Below are 19,002 nucleotides of genomic sequence, written 5' to 3'. Positions count from 1 at the left end.
GTTAGTTTTGGAAGACGAACGCAAGTGAAGTCTTTCAAGCTAACCTCCTTCTTATACCCTCATATAATGATATAATAATGCTTTAGCCATTGAGTACTTTGGCTTTCAGAAGTGCAAAATCGATGGAGTTTATTTCCCCGTCATTATTCATATCTGCATTCTGTTTGTTGATTATTGTGTCGGGGTTCAAAATGTACTGTTTGATTAAGGCACAGTCCAGCATATCGACTAATCCGTCGTCATTTGCATCTCCGGTTAATACAACAGGATTTTGTGTACCGTAATACTGCCCCAGTGAAATTCCGTTTGAACCAAGGGGTATCTGATGGTCAAGCCCGATGAACTTTCCGTTAGACTGCCATAGTGACGGCTTTAACAATCCATATTTGGCCTCATCCCAGGTTGACCAGTCATTGCCGAGCAATCCTCCGGTATCACCGGAATTAGGGTTGATACACCAGAATGTATGGTTTATACGGTTCTTAATCATATAGTCCCGAAGTAAAGTCATCCATTTCTGATTTTTACCGCCATCCATAAAGCCGCCCCATTCGCCAATCAGAAGCGGCGCGATTTTCTGGTCGTCAATATATGCCCAGGTGTCGTACCAGTAATCATCCAGCAGGGTCTGGGTGGTAAAATCCTTATCAAACCAGGACTGATTGTATACCGAAGGCCCGTAATCATGGGGAGAGTATACCACCTGGCTGTTCAGGGAACCTAAATTTATAGGATAATCTTTGACTCCCCGCAGATTTCCGCCCCACCAGCCGCCGTTCCAGGGCGCGGCATCGCCGGTGGCACCCCAGACATCAGGGGTATCATAAGTATATCCCTTTTCAGTTTTGGGATATTGTTCAACGCCTTCGATGACAACCAGGAGTTTCGGATTTGCCGACAGGATAGCTCTTGAACACCGCTCGGCAGCATATTTCCAATTGTTTTCATCGGTAGAATTATCCCATTTTGCAATATCAGTAGGTGTTTCCTTGGCATAGCCGCGTTTTCCGTGTGGTTCGTTTTTCAAGTCCATAGCCAGAATGGTATCATCATTTTTGTATTTGTTGGTCAGCCATACCAAAGTATCTATCCATTTGTCGGTGGTTATTGTTCCTGCCGTAGAGGTGCTCAGGCCATACCAGAGAGGATACATATGCCCCGAATTGTTTGCATCCGGACTGTGTACGTCTATCATCACCTTTACTCCAAGTTCCTTGCAGTAGCCCATAATTATGTCGAAAATCTCCATGCTGTTTTTGGTTTTGCCGGTGGCAGGGTCGTAGAAATCCGGATTGCATACATGATAGGGCGGATTATTTGACGCCGTGACACTTGAAACCTTGTTAGGGTTACCGGACATCCAGCTGTATAAAAGTTCGGTTGAAATGGGTATTCTTAACAATCCGATTCCTCTGTTTGCCACACTGGTCAAAATGGTTTTAACATCATACCAGGCGCCATGAAATACATTTTCACTGCAGTTGAACCCAAACCAGTTGGCACCGGTCAGCCAGACTTCATTACCATTCATATCATAAATTTTATCACCTGAGCAGTGCAGCCAGTCGTCGTTATTGCTGGCGGCGGCATACACCTGGCTGGTATTTGCAAAACCCAGCGTAATAATAATGGCAAATGTGCAAAGCAGAGAAATTACTTTTTTCAGTTTATTCATAATTATCCAAACTCCTTCCACAAAAGAAAATTATTTTGTAAAAAGCCGGAGCAGTATTTGAATATTGGTTTATAAGACAAAAACTGCTCCGGCCGTCATATTACATCAAAGCTTTCTTTAAAAGTGCAAAGTCAATGGAATCCACAATACCGTCACTGTTCATGTCGGCATTTGAAAGATTTATACCATTGCCGTCCTGTGTCAGCAAGTACTTTTTAAGACTTGCCAGATCGAGAGCATCAACATTTTTATCATTATTCAGGTCTCCTTTTAATACAGGAGGTACCACTCCTCCGAAAAACCTGAGGGAGCCTGCCAATGCTCCTACCAGACCTGCATTGTAGTCTATGGCCACTTCTGTATACTGATACTGGGAAGCGTCATCCAGAAATCTGTCACTCTGATCGGGGCCGCCCACCAGAGCACCTGTAAGCAGGTGTTTTGCAGGTTTAAGGTTGTCACCGTTGGCATATGTGTAGCCGTTGGCCGCCCTGTGGTGCGGATGGGTGCACCATTTGTTTCCGAAACCGATGATATAGGACATATTTGCAGGATTATTACCCAGTATGTAATCAATCTGACTTTTGGCCATATTGAGCAGTGACTGGTCAGGATTCTGCTTGCAGTATATCAGCATAACCATTGATTCGGCAGCTGCGTAGCGCAGTACACCCCAGTTGGTAAGATATTTCAAACCGCCGGGTGTTGTGGTCAGCTGATTTTTCCAATAGTTAAAATTAAACTGCACAGCATCCTTGTATATCTGCTTGTCGGTTATCTGAGCCAGCCTGAAAGCTGCCGGCAGGTACATGTCATCCCAGCACATGGTCCATTTGTCCTGCAGTTTGTTTTCGTTCATGGTGTTTCCTATGGTGATAAACTGCTCGGCGTCGGCTATATAGCTGCTGTCATTGGTTGCGGTATAAAGCCATGTGGCCCCCCAGGCCAGGTCATCCCCATAACTGGTGGATTGATAGAAGGACTGCCCGTTGCCTACGCCCTTATTGGCCTTTCCCAGGGCATACAGTTCTTTTGCTGCTGTCAGGCACCTATTTGCATAGGCAGAGTCAATATTTTTGTAATTCAGGTACATAAGAGCAAGCGCAGCGGTTGTCTCGCCCAGAATATCCGAAGCGGGACTGCCTGCATCAGCTTTGTACAATGTCTGTCTGTTTCCCGGCTGCTGCTCTGGTGCGCCCCAATAGGTATGATCCTCATTCCCCTCACCTATCTGGTAATAAAAAGTATTTGCATTTGGGTGGCATTTCAGGAAATAGTCTGTAAAATATTTCAGCTGTCCCAGCATTTTTGCAGTATTTCCCGTTGAATCGAATACGTCCTTGAATTCGTAAAACGACCAGCCCAGGACAGCAGCTGAATATCCCTGGGGAAGTCCGAATTTCACATGATCTCCCGCATCATGATAGCCGCCTGTCAAATCCAGGCCCACATCACTGCCGTCATGGGTATGGCAGGCGCCCCTCCAATCAAAGAAATTGTTTACTCCTGCATCATTACCGCATTTATTGGCATCGTAGAAAATTATTGAATCCTTGAAGGCAGTTGAATAGTCAGGATTTGCCGCTGCAAAAACACTGCCGGCCGGAAGCAGCGAAGTTGATACTAAAACTCCGCTCAGAATTAACGCACCTAATTTAGTAAATTTATTTTTCAATTTTAACACTCCCTCGTATTTTGATATTACCGTACAACATCTGAATGCTCTCTTCCAAAATCTATGAAGTCATTCCCGATATAAGGTTTGCAGTCATAGGCTCCATCATTCCAGGACCACAGCAGGTATCCGGCATAGCCGTTCCTATAAATGGCGTCCAGTACCTGTTTATGGGTCATTCCCAGGGATGAGCTTTTAGCATCCGGCATCATTTCGCCTATAATTACGGGCTTGTCCAGGTTCAGACTTGATGCAGGAGTTGTGGTCGGGTTAAAGTATGGGGTTGCCCAGTCATACCAGTGGAAATCATAGAAGTCGAGACCCAAATCGTCCCACAGATCATATTGAGCACCCAGCCACTTCATATTGGCACTTCCGAAGCTGACAGGCTGCTTTGCATATTGATGTATGTAGGCACATGTAGTTTTAATATAATTTCTCATTGCCGAGAGGGGGAAGCTCTCGCCTTTTCCGTTGGGTTCGCCGTTATCGGCCTTGTTTACTATCCACTCAGGTTCATTGATGATATCCCAGCCCATTACACCCTGGTGATCTCCCAATTTCTGAAGAATGGGTTTCATTGCGTTATCAAGGAAACTCTGCAGAACCACAGGATTATCAATGATATCGTCATGGTCAACGGAGTCATCATTTCTGGCACAGTCAAAGCTTGTAATTGTCCAGTAAATTTTTACGTTCTTTGAAAGGGCATAGTCACAGGTCTCTTTCATATGGTCTACCCATTTGTCAGGAAGGCCGGTGCACAGGCTGCCTTCATTTGCACCAGACCAGATAGGGCCGTAAGCCAGATCGGGGAATACCCACCACCTGAGCGCACGGACACCCTTGGTGGACATTGTATCAATATCGCTCTTTATCCTTGCAAAATTTGATGCCCAGTTGTTGTCCGAAAACTCATAGGACCAGTTGTACCATGCGTAATTGACCCCAACAGGATATAATTTCTTTCCGTCCATCCAGGTAATTCCGATGCCTGTTTGCTGCTGCTCCCCGGAAAACCTTGTAATTTTTCCCAGTAAATATTGTTTTATTTCGGCAAAGTCCAATGCCTCGATTTCTCCATTGGCATTGACATCAGCAGCTATGTACGCATTTCCGGTAAGTACGGATGTGCCTAATAAATGCTGTTTTACAGCTGCCAGATCGAGAGCCGAAACCTGAGTATCATTGTCCACGTCACCAAGTTTTACTGTTCCTGCCGCCGAAACTGACGACGGAATAGCCGCAAGGACTATAAGTACTGCTGAGAGCACCAAACCGATACATTTTTTCATAACTATACCTCCTCGTTAAAATTTGTAGTTTACGAATTAGCAAGTAAAAGTCTCATCAATGCTATGAGATCAAGTGAGTTTATTTCCGAATCCTTGTTCAGATCCCATACACTTAAATCAACCTCGGTAGTGGGATCAAGCAGGTATCTCTTTAATAATGCATAGTCAAGAGCATCAACATTTCCGTCTTTATTCAAATCCCCGGGCTTTATTTCTGTTCCTCCGGAGGAAGGTTCCTGCCCAAACATTTTTACGCCGCCCTTAAAGACTGATATTCTCTCATTTACAGCATAGTTCTTTGTAATATCCTTCCTGCTCCAGTCGTTGGTTGTATCCCAGTGAGTTTTCCAATTGGAGTCCTGAGCCGCAACCAGTGCAAATTGAAATTCCCTGTCGCCGTAGAAAGAATTCCCGCTCCAGTCGATTTCGATATAGTAATCTCCGTTGGTTTCATTCCATGCAAAGGGTCCCTTTATTGCCGCAGCTTTTCCGTCAATGACACCGGCTTCGTCATACATGACCTGAACATCCACATTCTTTATTGTTTGGCCTGCACTGAGCATTTCGGAGATATTAAAGAAATATCTCAGCTTTAAGCCGTCGACGAATTGCGGAGGTCTGCTGGTTTCATTATGGATATTAACCGTAATCTGCGTTCTCTCGGCATTCTCCTGTTCCAGCTTTGATTCTGCATAGAAATCCACGCTGTCAGGCTCCTTGGGAGGGAAATCTGCCAGAGGTTTCTGGCCCTGGCCGTAATATTTATACAGCCCTGCCAGTGCACCCACGAAGCCTGCATTGTAGTCAATGGCAACCTCGTTATATACAAAGTCTGTGGTCTCGTCCACATGTTTATCGGTGGCATCGGGACCACCTACCAGCGCCCCCCACAAAGTATGCCTGTGTTCCTTGGGATCCAGCATACTGAGTGTTTTTGAACCATGTGCTGCCCGGTGGTGCGGGTGTTTTGCAGAGATGTCCGAATATCCGACTTCATAACTCCTGCCCATGGGGTTATCTCCCAATATGTAATCCATTTGGGTCTTGGCCCAGTCGGATACATCCTGCTTTCCGGCATATTTGGTATATACCACCGCGCATAACTGCGCTGCGGCGTTATATCTTGCCGAGCCCCAGGTATTTATAACCTTGAAGCCGGCTGGAGTACCTGCCATGAAAGTTCCGTCACTGGGATTTTCATGCTGTATTCCCGACCAGTATTCAAGGTTCCATCTGAAGAAATACCAGTCTCTCTGGGTATTTGTGATGGGGGCTAATTTTGCGAAAACACCGCCCCAGACCGTATCCCATGAATGGACCCAAATATTCTGCCAGTTATCTTCAGGTGCATTTATAATCTTTTTCAAATATCCCGTATAACGTCCGTCGCTGCCCACAGCCGTGATGTCATTTATGTAAGCCTGATCTCCGGTGGCAATATTCAGCCATACGGCTGCCCAGGACATTTCGTCGTCATCGTAGGAAGAATTGTAAAAACCGCCTGAGTATCCGCAGCCACGGTATTTAACCGCAAATTTGTACAGGGCCTTTGCAGTGTCCAGACACTTCTTTGCGTATGCCGGCTCTGTGTCCTTGAAATTCAGATAGTTGACTGCAAGTGCGGCGGCAGCTCCCGAACACTGGTCACTTGCGGGATTCTCGGAAGTTGCAAAATATGCGGGGCGCTGAACCTTCTCCTTTTGATTCAGTTCGGGCGGCTGCCACCAGTTGTGGTCTATGTTTCCTTCTCCAACCTGGTAGCAGAAGGCCACCACTTCACCATTCTTGTCAAGAAAGGTTGAACGGAGCAAATAGTCATTTCCCCATTTGAGAATATCAATCATATGTTCTTCTTCATTTATCTGTTTGAAGGAATCCCTGAACTCATAGAAGCCCCAGCCCAGAGTCGAAATGGTATATGATTGCGGCAATCCGAATTTGACATGATCTCCCGCATCATGAAATCCCCCGTGGAGATCCAGTGTCCCATCGCCGTCAGGGTCAAGAACCGCTCTGTTTTTGTCGATAAATGCCTGGGAGAGGTTGGTACCCACCGAATCCTTGTTTTTGGGAATAAGGGGAACCTGGCTGTCTTCAACATGGCAGTCGCCCCGCCACTCAAGCTTTCCTCCCGTTATTCCGGGACCGCACTTTTCAGCATCATAGAAATATAATGATTTTTGCAGTGCTTCGGCATAATTGAAAGGAGGAGTCGAAGACGCTGCATAAACACCTGTGCCTGTGAACAAAGTGGCGGTAATGGCCACTGTGGTGGCAAAACTTATTGGCTTTTGAAGATATTTTTTTAATATCAAGATAATCACTCCTTTGCTGCTATATATTTGGACCTGAAACATAACGCCCGGTTATGTTTCTTTATTTGATCCATTTAATCTGTCTGATTTATTTAAATGCATTTATCACGGAATTTTTCCTGAAAGGATGAATATATTACTACCCCAGCAGCTGCTGTTTGAGAAGTATCATATCGATAGCATCAATGCTGCCGTCGCTGTTCATGTCTGCTGCTGATTTATCAATAGATATGCTGCCCCCCAGCAGGTACATTTTCAAGACTGCCAGATCCAGAGCATTTACATTTCCGTCGCTGTTAACATCTCCTGTTTGGATTTCAGAACCGGCACCCACATGTGTACCGGTTTTTCCAAGGTTGATTTTATGATCAAGTCCTATAAACTTGCCGTTTGTATTCTTCCACAGGGAACGCTGGACCAGGGCCAGCTTTTCCATGTCTATTTCATTAAATTCATTTCCGAGGAAAATCCCTCCGGTGTCGGCAGAGTTTGAATTCAGGCACCAGAAAGTGTGGCTGATTCCGGTATCTTCTATAAAGTCCGTCAATGCAGTCATCCATTTTTCATTGAGCCCCTTGTCCATTTTGCCTCCCCATTCTCCAACCAGTACAGGAGCAATATTTTCCCCGTTGATATAGTACCAATTGGGACCCCATACATCTCTCAGCAGGGTATCCTTGTTAAAATCACCCTGGAACCAGGACTGCATCCAGACACTTGGCCCGTAATCATGGGGAGAGTACACCAGCTGGCTCTGACGGGAACCCAGGTTGACGGGATAATCCCTTACACCCCGGAGATTGCCTCCCCACCAGGTATAATAGTATTTGTGTTCATCCTTTTCCGCATAGGTATAACCCTCATATGGGTATGTTTCAACACCCTCAACAACAATAAGCAGATTTGGATTGATATCCAGAATGGCCTTTCCAACCTTTTCGGCTTCGTACTTCCAATTGTTTTTATCCGTTGAACCGTCCCATTTTGCACCATCGGCTGCAGTTGGCTTCCCATAGGGTTCATTGAATAGATCCATTGCGATAACGGTGTCGTCGTTTTTATAGTGTTCTGCCAGCCACTTCCAGCTGGCTTCAAAATCCTCAGCTGTGAAGGAATTCCCATACCAGAGACCCGTTTGATATGAATTGGTCGTTCTATGCATATCCAGCATTACCTTAAGCCCTATTTTTTTACAGTAGGCAATTGATGCATCAAGAATTTCAAGGGTATTCAGGCCTTCCAGGCCGGGATTGTAGAAAATGTTGACAGCTGTCGTTTGAGGATATATTCCCTTACGCCATTGGTTTACAAGCTGTAAGGATAATGGCACCCTCAGCAGATTGAAGCCGTTATCTGCCGCCGTATCAAGTATAAACTCCATTTTTTGACTCCAAATTCCGTGATAACACTCATTTGGAGTCTCAAAGCCAAACCATGCTATACCGGTTAACCTTACCTGGTTACCATATTTGTCAAAGATTTTGTTTCCGCTGACATGCAGATAATCGTCAGAGTTGTCAGCCGCATCCTGGGCTGAAACCATTTGAACCTGTAATATAAAAGCTATTGCAAGGATAAATGTGAAAATTATAATAATTTTTCTCTTTTTTGCCGAGAAAGACATTTATACCACCTGCCTTTAAATTTAAAGTGGTTTAATCAACTTTTATTCCGCCTTCTTTAAATACAGCATTTATCCTGTTAAATGCCGTATCCCCGAACGCACCGGTGGTATCGCTGGCTATTGCGGCTACTCCTTTTTTGGCGTTCTCTTTAATCTTAAAACTTATATTTGTAATAACTCCCGGTTTTGTCACCGAGTCTTTTCCGTTATTGCTGCACGCAAAAAGAAAAGTGACGGTACCGGTTTCATTGTTGATTGTATAATCAAAATCAGCGTCGCTTACAAGTGCAGCACCCGGTTTCACTTCAATGGCTTCAAGGATGCCGGTGTCATATTTGATATTGAAATTAAAACTTCCAATGGCTTTTTCAGGAACAGTATTTACACTTACGGGAATGGTTACGGTAGAACCGCCTGTTCCGTTCCCCGAACCGATTTCAATTTCCGATTCTCCTCCTGAAGCCTGGATAACGGTTGTGGCTGCCTGATTTACAGTAACATCTGAAACCTTTGCCGCCGTTTCCGATGCAGACATGTAATTGACCCCGAAGATTGTTATAACGCAAATACAAATTATTATCACAATTCCTAATAATATTTTTTTCATATTGACCTCCAAAGCCATATTATGGCTTTGAGCCGCAATAGCGGCCACAAATAGCTATGAAATATGTTAATCGATTTCCATATAGCTCCTAATGTTTTTTGTAATGAAGGACAAGAACTATAGAAGCCCAAATACACAAGAACTTCTATAGTTCAATATCCTTACCCGAAACTAGCTTTCTGCAGGGAATTTGGTGATCATACCCAGCAGATACTGCTTATATATTGCAAAGTCGACAGCGTCAATGGATTTGTCTGCATTCAGATCAGCTGCTGCAAGGTCTATTCCTGTTGAATCCTGAGTCAGCAAATACTTCTTTAATGCTGCGAAATCCAGAGCATCCTTTGCTCCGTCCTTATTCAAGTCACCGAGACTTATTGTTACAACAGAACCTATCTTCGGTCCCTGTTCGTCCAGATATGCGCTCATCCATGCGAGAGGAGCATTCCAGTTGATGGTTATTTCGTTTGTTGACCACGATTCAATATTATCCATAAAGCATTTTTCAGCGGGTCTTACTCCCGGCTTCCAGCCCGAACCCTTAACCCATGGATCCTGCAAACCGGAGTTTGGACCACCTGACAGGCATCCTGGAGGTGCTTTTGGGAAAGTATTGTCGGCCTGATATGCCCAGAAACGGTGATGAGGATTTTCCAACGGGTTATCTCCGTAACCTGTTACATAGCTCTGGACATTGGGGTTACGTCCCAGAATATAGTCCATGGCAGTAACCGCGCCGTTGATATACTTGGCATTTTGTCTGTTGCTGAATTCATAAGCATAAGACATTACAATAGCCTCATTGACAACAAAGGAGTTTGATCCCCATGGGAAACCGGTAACAGTGGAACCGTCGAAAGGAGAAGAAATTACTTTTTCTTCGATAGGCACACCGTAACCCTGAGCATTTTCTATGGAAATAAACTTGTCTGCCGCAGCCTGTATATTGGCTTTGGCTGTGGCTATATCAGATGCAGGGAGACTGCTGGGCACAAGAGCAAGTGTTATTGTACCCAAACCTGCCGTATTTCCCCAGTCAAATGCACCTGTAAGGCCATTGTCTTCGCCGCCCACCAATTCAGTCGGCATTTGGAGATAGTGAGGAGAACTCTTAATATAATCCAAATATTTGGCGCTTCCGGTAGTGGCATACAATTCACAGGCTGCCCAGTAGAAATCGTCCAGAACATAATTATCTCCGTAGGCACCGCCGCCCGGTCCCTGTTCCATACTTGCATAGATTGCAGGATGAGCTACAGCTGCGTTCCATGCTGTTTCGGCAGCAGTAAGACATTTGGTTGCAAAAGCGGCATCATACTGCTTCCAGAGACGTGAACCCTGTGCAGCTATTGCGGCCAGATTTAACGTAGCAGCAGTACTTGGCGGCTGCAGATAACGTTTCATGGTATCCTGGTCGGGACGTACTGCAAGAGCGGTCCAACGCTCGTCATGTGCTTTATGGTGTGCCATACCTGCCAATTCATTTCCTGCCGGTACCTGCATATTCAATAAAGTTTTCAGATTGTAACGTGTTTCGTCAAGTATGTCCGGCCAGCCGTTTCCGCTTTCAGGTATGTTTAAGGTACCATCTGCGAAAGGAGCGACAGATGTATCGCCATTTAAGTATAAAGCGCGTTCATAGGAATTCATTACGGTCCAGGTTGATATACCGCCGTTTACAACGTATTTCCCGTGGTCGCCTGCATCGTACCAACCTCCGGTAACGTCAAGGGAATAATTTGCCTTGTAGTCCTTTGTGGGATCAGGCTGGAGGATATCACTGGGATGTCCTGCAGGACGGGCCCATTGCGCCTGATCACAGTACGGCAGCTTTATTTCTATGGCGCTTCTGTTATGGTAGAAATATTTCATTGCATCATATTTCATCTTGGTATAGATGTCATTGCCGATGGTAAACGGCATACTTTCTACCGGGGTCACATCAGCTGTGGCTGCTTTCACCTTATAGCCGGTGCCCGGAGTAGTATAGGATGAAAAATCAATAACGTGCACCTTGTCACCGGATGCATGATCGGCACCCTTTACAGTTGATTGACCCTGTGCGACAACAGTACCCTGGCTGTTAACCAGCGTCCAGTTCACAGGAGTTGTCGAACTGGATACCAAAGTTGCAACCTTTGCCGAGTTGGGATAAAATCCTTCCTGGTTTAAACGGACAGCATTGGTGGGTTCTGGAATCTCATCCGGATACCCCTTGAATTGAGGATCCTTTACGTAAATATCATCAAATGTAAAAGTAGTAGCCTGGTAATTTTCAGGTGACACAGTATTTTTTTCGGGAGCAAGGTGGAATGCAAATTCACAATTGCTCTTTGTACCCTTATTCATTGTAAAGGTCTGGGTTACGGTTTTTGGTGTGTTGGCTTTTAATTCCAGGAAATGCCATTGCTGATCCAGATTCCAATATTCATCATATGGATCTCCCTGATCACCTATTTTGGGGTAAATCTTGCAATCCCTGTTGGCTGTGACAGTAAACTGTACAGTGTAAGTATGTCCCTGCTCGATGGTAAGACCCCTGTGACGGAATTGTAAATCCCATCTCTCCCCTGTTCCCATGGGTCCTATTTTTTCGCATTTTATTACATACTTGCCCTGATCTGTGATTTCGAAACTTGCCTTGGCGGGGTATGATTCGACCACATGCCATGGAAGGCCTACGTTGTTGTCGAAGGTGTGGTTTCTGATAATATCTCCTGCACCTACCACTGCAAATGCAGAGGAACTAAAAAAAACAGACAGCAGAATTACCAGTGCGAGAACCATCGCAACCTTGTTGAAAAACCTCATTGTCTTTACCTCCTCGTTTTTGTTATTTTTTGGGCCTGACCGGTATAAATTGCGCAGGCCAGGCTTTAAAACCTATTTTTTACATTCAGCTTGCAAGCAATTTTTGCTTAAGCAGAGCAATGTCCAGGGCATCCACATTTCCATCCTGGTTCATGTCGGCAGCTTTCAGGTCGATACTTTGACCGCCGAACAACAAGTATGATTTCAGGGCGGCAAAATCTAACGCGTCTACATTTTTATCCCCGTTGACATCGCCAAGTATGAATTCTCCGCCGCTTCCCTTTGGAGGTTCATTACCGAAAATCTTCACGCCATTGTCGTAAATAGGTATATTTTGAACGGTGTCCACAGTGCTGCTGGAGGGTAAGTCCTTATATGAAAAGTCATTTTTGGGATCCCAATAGCTGGTACCCTGCGGTGCTGAAATCCTGAACTGTACTTCTCTTCTGCAGGCCGACTGTCCGCCCGGATATATGTTTTCACCCGCCAGATCAACATTTACATAATAGATATGTTTAGCCGTATCCCAGGGCAGGACTTTTGAGACCTTTATGTTACCCTCCGCATAATTGGAGTTGGTTGCAAGGCTCAATGGATCTATGTTGGCTGCAACAATCTCAGACAAATCCATAAAATATTTGAAGGATAATTTGTCTGTCACCCTTGCAGGCCATCCGGTCTGATTGTATACGAGTGCTTTGATTTCGGTGTAATTCGGGCCGCTGGAGTTCACACCGGCCTTTATAATGACCTCATCGTTGGTTTTTGTTTCAATTGCCTTGAAATTTGCAATGGGAGTTCCTCCATATTGCTTATACAGTTTTGCAAGAGCACCTGTAAAACCTGCATTATAGTCACAGGCTACCTCATTATTTACATAATTGCTGATTTCATCGGTATAACCGTCACTGCTGTCAGGTCCCCCCACAAGTGCTCCATAGAGAGTATGCCTGTGGTAGGTGGGAGAATTCATCTGATCGGTCCACGAACTGTGAGCTGTTCTATGATGCGGATGCTGAGGCGGATTCTGACCGAAGCCCACAACATAGCTTCTTCCGGTACTGCCAAGGGCATAGTCTACCTGCTTTTTCAGGAAGTCCTTGTATACAGCTGCTTTTGATGCCGTACAGCCTTCCCACTCAGCATAGACACCAGCCAAAAAAGCCTGGGTTGTTGAGTGTCTCAGGGAACCCCATTGGGTCAGCCATGCGAGACCTTTAGGTGAATATGTGATTTTTTGGCCGTTTACTCCGGTTGTCCAAAAATCCAGATTCATTTCAATACTGTCCTTGTAGATCTGCTTATTTGTAATCCTTGCAAGCAGAAGTTCCGCACCGTAATGAACATCATCCCAGCACTGTCCCCATTTATACGAGATGGTATCTGTCTGGGGCTCTTTTCCCCAGCTTGGAACATAGGATTCTGCCTTGTCCAGATATGAACTGTCTTTTGAAGCAAGATAGATCCATACTGCCGCCCAGGACAGATCGTCGTAAAAGCTTCCGGAAGTATAGAAACCGGATGCGGCTGTATAGCCGGCATCACTTCTTGTTCTGTCAGCCAGCGAAAACAACTCTTTTGCATGCTTCAGGCACCTTTCGGCATAGGCAGGATCGCTATCCTTGAATACTACCGCTGCAGATGCAAGAGAAGCCGCTGTTTCGGCGCATACGGCCGAACCCGGCTTTGAAGCATCCACTCTGTATGAAGGCCTGGCCATCTGCATTACTTCGGCCGGACCCCACCAGGCATGATCCCTGCCTCCGTCGCCAACCTGATAGTAATATACATCTGCCGACGGATGGCATTTGATAAAGTAGTCATTTGCCCATTTTATGGCATCCATTATATATTTTGTCTGGCCGCTGCTGTCATAGGCAGCCTTATCTTCAAATACCGACCAGGCAAGCATTGAAGCCGTATATGACATAGGCAGATTGAACTTTACATGGTCACCGGCGTCAAACCAGCCTCCTGTGAGATCCACTCCTACATCAGAGCCGTCCTTCAGCGCTGAATCACCTCTCCAGTTATCTCTCTTGTCGGCCGGAAGGACTCCGGAACGTTGAAACTCGTAAAACATGATTGATTTCTGAAGAGCTTCCCCATAATTATAGGTTGGGGCCGCAAAAGTAACGTTTTGCGGTATTACGGAAGCCATTACGGAAAGTGTCAGGGCAAGCCCTGCCAATTTCCTAAGTTTTCTTTTAATATTAATCATATTTATCACTCCTAGAAAAGTTTAAAGCCATTAATTAAGAAGCTTTAGTTTCAGCAGTGCAATATCAATTGCGTCTATGCTGCCGTCACTGTTCATATCAGCATTTGAAACATTTATATTGCTGAATACCTGCGTGAGAACAGCTTTCTTTAATTCGGCAAAATCCAATGCGTCAACGGTATTATCATTGTTGACATCACCTTTTAATTCTTGTTGAGGTGTATATTTATATAAGTTTGGGAAGTTGCCTGTAGTATACAGAAGTGCCATCAATCGCAGCGAATTTCCATAATAAGTGTAGTTACCGCTGTCTTTGACTCTTATACACTCATTATAAATATTCCTGGCATAGGAGGCATCCTCGCCTGTCAACGCAGATGCGGCACAACAGCTGACAAAGGTCGCCGTATGGTTGGAACTTATCTGGCTTCCCGAAATTGTGTACCCATCCTTTATGTTTGAAACACCGATGTTCTTAAAAAAGTTGGATATCTGATCACAATTTGTTTTGGCTTTTTGAGTTCCATACCAGCTGTAATCTATGGCAGTCCTCCATTGGTAACGGATGGCGTCATATTTAAAATCGAAACCCCGTCCGCTTGCCTGCGTACCGTTTGCAGTACACCAGTCGGGAACAAGACCTGTATTGCTGTTCTTAGCCCTGTCCACAATTTCATAGCACTTGTCGGCCACGTTATTCCAAGCAGCGTTGCCTGTAAAATCGGCAAAGATTCTATACCAGGCAGGGGCAAAATAGGATGGATTGGTACAGTTTGAACCCCCGAAAGTGTCTCCGGGCTTCAATACATAAGTACCCTGTTCAACCATTTTAGTAAAGATTTTGCTTATGTAGTTTTTTGCTTCGGATTCATACTGGATTGACCCGTTTGATCCCCATTTTTTATGTGCGAATACAAGGGCTATGGCAATATCCTCGTCCGCATCGGTTGCAGCTCCGATACCATCCGTGCCCACAATGTTTCCGCTGGAGTCAATATGCCAGGACATCAAGCCGTTTGAGTTCAAAAACAATTTTACATATCTGTATAAATCGTCAAACAAAGACTGCTCCCCGAAGTAAACTGCAAGAATCATACCATATCCAAGACCTTCCGAAACGGTATCAAAGCTTGTGGAGGCATCCCGTTGGACCCTTTTGTAACCTTTTGCTCCACTTGTTGTTATCCTCTCACTCTTCCACTGCTCCCATTCAGTCAGCAACAGTTGATCGGCAGTTGACTGGTTGTCGGCCAAAGAACTGAAAGTACCGTAGGGATATTTGGAATCATAGGGAAAAGACATATTATCAGCCGCTGCACTTGCCGGCAGGCATGCCGAAAATATATTGAGTGAGAACAGTGAAGCAATAACAAGAGTTTTAATTCTTTTATACTTAAATTTTCTGATCATGTCTTATACCTTAAACCTTTATTTATTTGTTTTTCTGTAACCCATAAGCCCGGATAGTACAGGAAATCAAATTCACATACATGTCCGGACTTAATGGGTACAGTTTAGCTATTTACCGGTTAATTAAATTAATTACCTGCGTTTAACAGCTTTATCTTTAATTGGGCATAATCAATAGCATCAACAACTCCATCGCTATTCATGTCGGAATTCTCTACGTTGATTGTTGCTGATCCATCCAGCAGGAATTTTTTCAACACTGCCAGATCAAGAGCGTCTACCGACTTGTCGTTATTTACGTCACCCTTTAAAACATCCACTGCTGACGGGAACAAGACTGCATAAACACCATTTGCTATTGCAAATTCGCTCTGGGCCCAGAAGCGGTGGTAAACCATTGTAGGATTGACTCCGGCTTTCAGGTCGGCTTCAACTCTCTGCCAGTCAGGATCCTGCTTGTATTTGGAACGGATATCTATAAACTTGATGCCGGGCTGAATCTTGTCACCGTTGGCCATAGTTCCGGACCAACCCTGGGGAACATATACTTCCTGGTCAAGTAAACGATGGTAATCGGAACGGCTTTCAGGCACTGAGATACCCTTGCTGTCCTGATAGTTATTCCACATGCTGTCCAAAAGCTTCTTGGCATTGTTCTGCGAGGTTGTATCTCCGGATGCGGCTGCATAATATGCAAGAGTGTTTGCAAGTGAGGATGCACATCCAAGGTCGGTACCGTAGCTTACTACTGATACGTGAAGATTTGGATTTCCTGTGTATGTGCCGTTCCAGGTATCGGGCTGACCCTGCCAGCCAATCTCGTTAGGAATCTGGAATGTGCCGTCAGAGTTGAACCTTATAACGGAATTAGCCCATTTTGCCCACTTGTCCAGTAAATTCTTAACTTTTACATCTTTTGTCTGATAATAGTACTCAGCCATACGCTGCATTGACCATACCTGCATTCCAAACCAGGTGTTGCTTCCTGGGTCGGCGTATACGGGATTTTCTTCATAGCCCATTCCATAGAAGGTTGAAACATTGGAAGGCCAGGTCTCATAGCGTCCATTATATGAATTGCTGGCACCACCGGCTATTGCGCCTTCTGCAGACTGCAGCCACTGGTAGAATTCAATTTGTCTGGACAAGCTCTTTGACCAGTCGCTTGCACCGTTGGTTGACTTCGGCTTAAATGCTGCATCATTTGAGAGTACCCAGGCAGTCAGAGGATTCTGATAGCCAAAGTGGTTGTGGCTGCAGCCTATTATCCATGCCCAGTCGGAGCCTACTCCTCCGCCCCATGCATAGTACCAGGAAAGGAGATAATGTGCGGCATCGTAGCCTGTACCGGCGGTCGACGGCGAACCTATCTTTCTGAAGTACTTGTCAAACATGGAATATCTAAGGTAGTCACCCATTTTTGATGCCTTGCTGACATATTGGCTGACATCCTTGCCCTGATCCTTTGCCCACAGGTTTGCCCAGTAGGTTGCCTGTACTGCGCGGGCATCTGCATCGGGAGCATTGGTATATTTAAATTGTTTTGAATAGGAATTATCACCTGTAAACAGGTCAAGGAATCCGTTTTTACCTCCGAAGTTCATAGCGTCCCAACAGGGTTGAGGTATGGTTTCCCAGGTTGACTCCTGTTCACCTCTTTGGAATGTATTGATATATGAAGGTTTGCTCTTTCCGTCAGCTCTCTGTCCGTAGCCGTACCAATTATCGGCATCCAGAAGCCAGTGCATTCCATATAACATATTGTTGCCGTATGCTGAAACCAGTTCACTGTTTATAGGGTCTCTTCCTACCGGTGCACCTGTATCCAGTCTTGCTGGATATTGACTTGGCAATTCCCATTCAGGAGCATATGTTGCCGGCTTGTTGGCATCGTATTTGCTCATGCTGGTATTGGGCTGATCCTGAGCTGATGGAATTATGTATTTTTCAGCTATGTCCCAGGACTTTCCGAAGCCTGAGAAATCACCTGTAAATCTTCCATTCATAGCTTCCAGCCACATGTAATAGCTAAAGGCTTCACTTGTGGTGACATGTCCGTAATCAGGTGCTTCAACCAGCAATGTTTCAATGGAATGGTAAGGAACACCTTCAGGACTGAAATATTTATTTGCAGGATCCTTGATTTTTTGATACATGGTTTGAAAACGTTTTTGATATTCGGTATTAACCGGCCCGGCAGCTGCAGAGATGCTTGTAGTTGCCATTACCGACAGGGTCATGACAGCTGCAATAGCCACAGAGCCAAATTTTTTTATTCTTTTTCTCATTTCTTTCACCTTCCTTAATAATGTGTTTGATCACAGGCAGTTCAGTTCTGCCTTTAGTAAACCTGCAAGATTTCCCTGCTGTATGCCTTTGTATACAGCAGGGCTGTTCGTAATTAAGAAACCGGATTAGAATTTAACACTTCCGTTTACATATGTAACGTCTGTGATCTTTGACATACTGCCGTTGCCAAAAGCTCCGCCCGTCTTGAAGTTAACAGGTGTTGTCTGGCTGGTAGTTCCTTTTATTTTGAAAGTGATTGTTACAATATCACCGTCGCTTGTTATAAGCTCGTTTCCGATTGTATTGTCAAGGAATACTACACTGATAGTACCGGTACTGCTGTTAATGGCACTTGACAGGTTAACGGCGGGATTCTTTACTATATTTCCGGCCGAAACTGTTGTAGCTTCCAGCAGATTCGGATCATAGGTTATATAGAAATTACATGTTCCTACATTTCCAACCTTTGATACATTTGTCAGTGTAACAGGTACTGATACAGTATCCCCGGTTTTGCCGGCAGCTGTGCCTATGGTTACACCCAGGCCGGTGAACTGTGGCTTGGAATCCTGGATTGTTAATGTCAATACAGGATTTGCTGTTACTCCGAAATCAAAGGTAAGTGTTTTTGTGCCTATTGCAAGAGTATTGAGATAGCTCTTTGAAATAACTACAGTATTACCCGATACAGTGTAGTCGGTACCCTGTACCAAACCGGTTATCCCCTTGAAGGTATTTCCGTTCGGTGTCAGTGTTACTGTGACATCAGCGGGCACATACTTGTCAAAGGCAGCAGCTGCAGGAGTTATTGCAGGTGTACCTACTGACGAGGTTACGGTAATAGTTAAATTAGGATTGGTTGCTACGCCAAAATCAAAAGTAAGTACCTTTGTACCTGCTGTAAGAGTATTGAGGTAATTCTTTGAAATCACCACGGTATTACCCGATACAGTATAATTGGTACCCTGTACCAGACCGGTTATTTCCTTGAAGGTATTGCCGTTAGGAGTGAGGGTTACAGTTATATCATTTGCTTTACCCTGTTCAAAAGTTGAGGTTACAGGAGTAATGCTGGGATTT

General features: G+C 44.9%; 11 protein-coding genes. All 11 read right to left on the bottom strand.

Translation table 11 applies throughout. From position 1 onward, the window contains the following. Nucleotides 1-82: 82 nt before the first annotated feature. Nucleotides 83-1,675 carry a cellulase family glycosylhydrolase gene (locus T344_RS0124245; RefSeq protein ID WP_027630848.1) on the bottom strand — a complete coding sequence of 531 codons (1,593 nt, stop codon included), beginning with the start codon at nt 1,673-1,675 and terminating at the stop codon, nt 83-85. A gap of 100 nt (nt 1,676-1,775) precedes the next feature. Then, nucleotides 1,776-3,350 (bottom strand): glycoside hydrolase family 9 protein, encoded by a 1,575-nt coding sequence (locus T344_RS0124240; RefSeq protein ID WP_027630847.1) that lies wholly within the window; start codon nt 3,348-3,350, stop codon nt 1,776-1,778. 26 nt (nt 3,351-3,376) lie between these two features. Beyond that, nucleotides 3,377-4,645: a dockerin type I domain-containing protein gene (locus T344_RS0124235; RefSeq protein ID WP_027630846.1), complete on the bottom strand. Its 1,269-nt coding sequence runs from the start codon at nt 4,643-4,645 to the stop codon at nt 3,377-3,379. 29 nt (nt 4,646-4,674) lie between these two features. Then, nucleotides 4,675-7,002 carry a glycoside hydrolase family 9 protein gene (locus tag T344_RS0124230; RefSeq protein ID WP_051572235.1) on the bottom strand — a complete coding sequence of 776 codons (2,328 nt, stop codon included), beginning with the start codon at nt 7,000-7,002 and terminating at the stop codon, nt 4,675-4,677. 97 nt (nt 7,003-7,099) lie between these two features. Continuing rightward, complete coding sequence (locus tag T344_RS0124225) at nt 7,100-8,584, bottom strand: cellulase family glycosylhydrolase (protein ID WP_027630844.1); 1,485 nt, start codon at nt 8,582-8,584, stop codon at nt 7,100-7,102. A gap of 31 nt (nt 8,585-8,615) precedes the next feature. After that, complete coding sequence (locus T344_RS0124220; RefSeq protein WP_027630843.1) at nt 8,616-9,191, bottom strand: cohesin domain-containing protein; 576 nt, start codon at nt 9,189-9,191, stop codon at nt 8,616-8,618. 171 nt (nt 9,192-9,362) lie between these two features. Beyond that, nucleotides 9,363-12,002, bottom strand: coding sequence for a glycoside hydrolase family 9 protein (locus T344_RS0124215; protein ID WP_027630842.1), 2,640 nt, complete (start codon nt 12,000-12,002; stop codon nt 9,363-9,365). Nucleotides 12,003-12,087: 85 nt separating this feature from the next. Further along, nucleotides 12,088-14,223, bottom strand: a complete 2,136-nt coding sequence (locus tag T344_RS0124210; protein WP_027630841.1) for a glycoside hydrolase family 9 protein — start codon at nt 14,221-14,223, stop codon at nt 12,088-12,090. Between the two features lie 30 nt (nt 14,224-14,253). Continuing rightward, nucleotides 14,254-15,633: a glycosyl hydrolase family 8 gene (locus T344_RS0124205; protein WP_027630840.1), complete on the bottom strand. Its 1,380-nt coding sequence runs from the start codon at nt 15,631-15,633 to the stop codon at nt 14,254-14,256. Between the two features lie 128 nt (nt 15,634-15,761). Next, nucleotides 15,762-17,921, bottom strand: a complete 2,160-nt coding sequence (locus tag T344_RS0124200; RefSeq protein ID WP_027630839.1) for a glycoside hydrolase family 48 protein — start codon at nt 17,919-17,921, stop codon at nt 15,762-15,764. A 126-nt stretch (nt 17,922-18,047) separates the two neighbouring features. Next, nucleotides 18,048-19,002: X2-like carbohydrate binding domain-containing protein (locus tag T344_RS29240; protein ID WP_242842140.1), on the bottom strand; the 955-nt coding region annotated here is incomplete at its 5' end.

Source organism: Ruminiclostridium cellobioparum DSM 1351 = ATCC 15832 (assembly GCF_000621505.1).
Classification (GTDB): Bacteria; Bacillota; Clostridia; order Acetivibrionales; family DSM-1351; genus Ruminiclostridium; species Ruminiclostridium cellobioparum.
Note: the sequence above shows the minus strand (reverse complement) of the source record. Positions and strands in the feature narration are given on the sequence as shown.